At 66.8% G+C, this 4,104-nt stretch carries 7 protein-coding genes and 1 pseudogene; 2 read left to right on the top strand and 6 right to left on the bottom strand.

Translation table 11 applies throughout. From position 1 onward, the window contains the following. Together CVM52_RS24180 and ccoS are read left to right on the top strand one after the other, a co-directional pair. Positions 1-279: pseudogene (locus tag CVM52_RS24180) on the top strand (ATPase); the annotation flags it as partial. Next, positions 276-434 carry a cbb3-type cytochrome oxidase assembly protein CcoS gene (gene ccoS, locus CVM52_RS24175; RefSeq protein ID WP_100164864.1) on the top strand — a complete coding sequence of 53 codons (159 nt, stop codon included), beginning with the start codon at positions 276-278 and terminating at the stop codon, positions 432-434. The pseudogene CVM52_RS24180 and the gene ccoS, both read left to right, overlap by 4 nt. A 4-nt stretch (positions 435-438) precedes the next feature. Here ccoS and CVM52_RS24170 read toward each other — a convergent pair whose 3' ends face one another. The 6 genes from CVM52_RS24170 to CVM52_RS24145 form a co-directional block, all read right to left on the bottom strand. Further along, positions 439-879 (bottom strand): molybdenum cofactor biosynthesis protein MoaE, encoded by a 441-nt coding sequence (locus CVM52_RS24170; protein ID WP_100164863.1) that lies wholly within the window; start codon positions 877-879, stop codon positions 439-441. 4 nt (positions 880-883) lie between these two features. Beyond that, positions 884-1,129: a molybdopterin converting factor subunit 1 gene (gene moaD, locus CVM52_RS24165; RefSeq protein WP_172721081.1), complete on the bottom strand. Its 246-nt coding sequence runs from the start codon at positions 1,127-1,129 to the stop codon at positions 884-886. Then, a complete protein-coding gene (gene pgsA, locus CVM52_RS24160; RefSeq protein WP_100164861.1) occupies positions 1,129-1,794 on the bottom strand; it encodes a CDP-diacylglycerol--glycerol-3-phosphate 3-phosphatidyltransferase in 666 nt (221 codons plus the stop codon). The genes moaD and pgsA overlap by 1 nt, the downstream gene beginning before the upstream one ends. Before the next feature lie 120 nt (positions 1,795-1,914). Then, positions 1,915-2,799 (bottom strand): oxygen-dependent coproporphyrinogen oxidase, encoded by an 885-nt coding sequence (gene hemF, locus CVM52_RS24155; protein WP_370741724.1) that lies wholly within the window; start codon positions 2,797-2,799, stop codon positions 1,915-1,917. A 15-nt stretch (positions 2,800-2,814) separates the two neighbouring features. After that, positions 2,815-3,615 carry an SDR family NAD(P)-dependent oxidoreductase gene (locus CVM52_RS24150; protein ID WP_100164859.1) on the bottom strand — a complete coding sequence of 267 codons (801 nt, stop codon included), beginning with the start codon at positions 3,613-3,615 and terminating at the stop codon, positions 2,815-2,817. A gap of 26 nt (positions 3,616-3,641) precedes the next feature. Beyond that, positions 3,642-4,104, bottom strand: a 463-nt coding sequence (locus CVM52_RS24145; protein ID WP_133119971.1) for a class I SAM-dependent methyltransferase, incomplete at its 5' end; no start/stop codon positions are given.

Below are 4,104 nucleotides of genomic sequence, written 5' to 3'. Positions count from 1 at the left end.
GTGTCGGTTGCGCCCGCCTCGGCGCTGGATGCGGCGCGGGTGGCCTCGGATATCGTGCTGCTGGGGCAGGACCTGGCGCCGATCGCGGCGGCCTGCGACACCGCGCAGCGGGCCACGCGGCGTATCCGCGAGAATTTCCGCATCGCCACGCTTTACAACGTGATCGCCGTGCCGCTGGCGGTGGCGGGGCTGGCGACACCGCTGGTGGCAGCGCTGGCGATGTCGGCCTCGTCGATCACCGTGTCACTGAACGCGCTGCGGCTGACGGGGGCGAAATGACCGTTCTGGCCTATCTGATCCCGGTTTCCCTGACGCTGGGCGCGGTGGGGCTGCTGGGGTTTGTCTATACCGTGCGGTCGAACCAGTATGACGACCCCGAGGGCGACAGCCGCCGGATATTGTCCGAGGATTGGGACGACCACCCGAGGCCCTGAGACGTTACCAGCGGTTCAGCGCGTCTTCGTCCTCGTCCCTGGCGGCGACCCATTCGGCGCCGTCGCGGGTGAATTCCTTCTTCCAGAACGGCGCCCGCGATTTCAGGTAGTCCATCAGGAATTCCGCCGCCTCGAAGGCGTCGCCGCGGTGCCGGGCGGCGGTGGCGACCATCATGATCCGCTCGCCCACTGCCATCCGGCCAAAGCGGTGGATCACCAGCACATCGCCCAGCGTCCAGCGTTCCAGCGCCTGTTCGGCGATGCCGGTCAGCGCGGCTTGGGTCATGCCGGGGTAATGTTCGATCTCCATCGCCTCCAGACCGCCGTCGCGGTCGCGCACGATGCCGGTAAATGTGACAACCGCGCCCATGCCTTCGGCGGCGCGGGCAAAGCCTTCGGCCTCGGCGCCGAAATCGAAGGGGGCCTGTTGCACGACCACCCGCATCGCCCTAGCCCCCGGTCATCGGCGGGAAAAACGCGACCTCGCGCACGCCTTCCAGCGGCGCGTCGAAATCGCTCAGTTCCTGGTCGACGGCGACGCGCAGGGCGGAGAGATCGGCAAAGGCGGCCTCGTAGCGGGCTTCGCGGGCGCGCAACTCGTCGACCAGAGCGGCCACGGTGGCGGCCCCGGTTTCGACCTTTTCCTTCGGCACCCCGATCCGTTCGCGGACCCAGGCGAAATACAGCACATCCATCATCGCACCTCTCTGAGGTAAGGTATGGCTTTGCGGAAGTAGTCAATGCCGGTGATCAGCGTCAGCGCCGCGGCAATCCACAACAGCCACAGCCCGGCACGCCCGGCCCAGAATTCACCCGCCGCCTTCCAGCGCAGCCCCTGCGGGTCGGCGCCCTGGTCCAGGAACACCGCATCGATGGCGGTCTGATCCATTCCGGCCATCGACATGCCGAGGAAATGTTCGAAGATCCCCTGCGAGAACAGCACCGCAATCGCCACCATCTGCAGCGTGGTCTTCCATTTGGCCAGCTTGGTGACCTTGAGGGTTCCCGCCGCGCTGCCGAGGAATTCGCGCAGCCCGGTGACAAACACCTCGCGGAACAGGATCACCGTGGCCGGCAGCACCAGCCAGGGCGACATCGAGGAATAGCCGACGATCACCATCAGCGCGATCACCACCATCGCCTTGTCGGCGATCGGATCCAGCATCGCGCCAAGCCGGGTTTCCTGTTTCCAGCTGCGGGCGAGATAGCCGTCGATCCAATCGGTCAGCGCGGCGCCTAGGAACAGGATCAGCGCGAACCAATCGGCATAGGGGCGGTTGAAATAGAGGAACATAATGGACAGGCCCGGCGCCGCCAACAGGCGCAGCGCGGTCAGGATATTGGGCACGGTCCATTGCATAGCCGCTTCCTACCCCGAACTTAGCGGGTTGGAAAGCGGCTGAAATCGCGCGGCGGGCGATGCGTTCGGCGGGCGCATTTTCTGCCAGGGAAAGGAGAGGGGGCACGCGGGGGCCACGGCTCAGACCCACTTGGCCATGGGCGGCAGGCTCATCAGCACGGCATTGGCGTCATGGCCGGTTTCCAAGCCGAATTTCGTGCCGCGGTCATAGACCAGGTTGTATTCGGCATAGAGCCCGCGATGCACCAGCTGGGTGTCTTTGTCGGCTGCGCTCCAGGGCTGGCTGCGCCGCTTTTCCACCAGCGGCAGATAGGCGGGCAAAAAGGCGCGGCCGATATCTTGGGTCAGCGCGAAATCCGCCGCCCAGTCGCCGCTGCAATGATCATCCATGAAGATGCCGCCGACGCCGCGTGCGCGGCCGCGATGGGGAATATAGAAATAGTCGTCGGCCCAGTTCTTGAGCCGCGGATAATGGCCGGGCCCGTGCGGATCCAGATGCGCCTTTTGCTGGGCGTGGAAATGCGCGGTGTCCTCGTCATATTCGATACAGGGGTTCAGGTCCGAGCCGCCGCCGAACCACCAGGCATGCGGGGTCCAGAACATGCGGGTGTTCATATGCACCGCCGGGACATGCGGGTTTTGCATATGCGCGACCAGCGAGATGCCCGAAGCCCAGAACCGCGGATCCTCGGCCATGCCGGGAATGCCCTTGCGCGCCGCCATCGCCGCCTGCGCCCGTTCGCCCAGGGTGCCGTAGACGGTCGAGATATTGACGCCGACCTTTTCGAACACCCGGCCATTGCGCATCACGCTCATCAGCCCGCCGCCGGCATCGGCCCCGTCGGGCGCGGCGCGGCGGGTTTCGCTGACCTCGAAGCGGCCCGGCGCGGCCTCGGCCAGCGGGCCGCGGCTGTGGCTGTCTTCCAGCGCTTCGAAGGCGGCGACGATCTGGTCGCGCAGGCTGCGGAACCAGGCAGCAGCGGTGGATTTTTCCTGTTCCATCATCGCGGCGGTCATCGGTCAGTGCGCCGGGGCGGTGACCGGGTCGATCAGGGTGCGCCCGCCATCCAGGGTGATGATCTGCCCGGTCATGAAACCCGACGCGTCCGAGGCGAGGAACTGCGCCGCATCGGCCAGTTCGCCGGGCGAGGCGATGCGCGACAGCGGGGTGTTCTCTTCGATATCCTCGCGATACTTGCGGTTGTCCTTGAGGGTGGATTTCAGCGAGGCGCTCATCACCGAGCCGAAGGCCACCGCGTTCACCCGGATCCGGTTGGGCGCCAGCGCCACCGCCAGCGAGCGGGTCATCTGGTCAAGCCCGGCGATGCTGATCGCATAGGCCAGCAGATCGGGCTGCGACCGGCGCGCGGCGATCGAGCTGAGGTTGACGATGGACCCGGCGACGCCTTCGGTCTGGCCCTCGGACTGGCGGATCATCCGCTTGGCCACCAGCTGGCTGAGCCGCAGGGCGGGCAGGACATTCTGCCGGAACATGGCGCTGACCGCGTCGCTGTCGGCATCCAGCGGGTCCGACAGTTCGATCTGGCGGGCGCCGTTGACCAGGATGTCGATGGTGTCGAAGGCGTCGATGGTGGCCGACAGCAGGTTGGCGATGGTCAGCCGTTCGCGCAGGTCGCCGGCGAAATAGCGCACGTTGCCGTCTTCGGTCTTGTCGCCCAGCTCCGAGGCCAGCGCCTTTTCATCCATGTCGGCGAACATGACATTGGCGCCCTTTTCGGCAAATTGCCGGGCGATGGCGAGGCCGATGCCATTGGCTGCCCCGGTGACGATGGCCGTTTTGCCGGCGATGGAAAAGGACATGAAGGCAGTCTCCTGAACGGCGGCGGTCAGTCCCTGGCCCGCTGCGGCGCGCCGCGCGCCGGGCGGGTGGCATGGATGACCTTGAACCGGGTGTCCCCGGCGATTTCCTCGACAACGGCGAAACAGTCTTTCAGAACCGCTTCATAGCCCAGATGCCGATTGGCGACCATCCACAGCTGACCCGACGGGGTCAGCAGGCGCGCCGCGGCCTGGATAAAGGCCCGGCCCAGCCCCTGATCGGCGCGGCGTCCGGTGTGGAAGGGCGGGTTCATCACCACCGCGTCATATTTCCGGTCCGGCGCCCAGCGCGTGGCATCGGCCCAGTGGAACTGGGCGCGCGGGTCGGTCACGTTTTGGCGGGCGCAGTCCAGCGCGATGTGATCCGCCTCGACCAGGTCCAGCCGCTCGATACCGTCCCGCTCCAGCAGCCGCGCGGCAAGATAGCCCCAGCCGGCGCCCAGGTCGGCCAGGTGCCGCCCCGGCGCGGCC

This window comes from Pseudooceanicola lipolyticus (genome assembly GCF_002786325.1).
GTDB lineage: Bacteria > Pseudomonadota > Alphaproteobacteria > Rhodobacterales > Rhodobacteraceae > Pseudooceanicola_C > Pseudooceanicola_C lipolyticus.
Note: the sequence above shows the minus strand (reverse complement) of the source record. Positions and strands in the feature narration are given on the sequence as shown.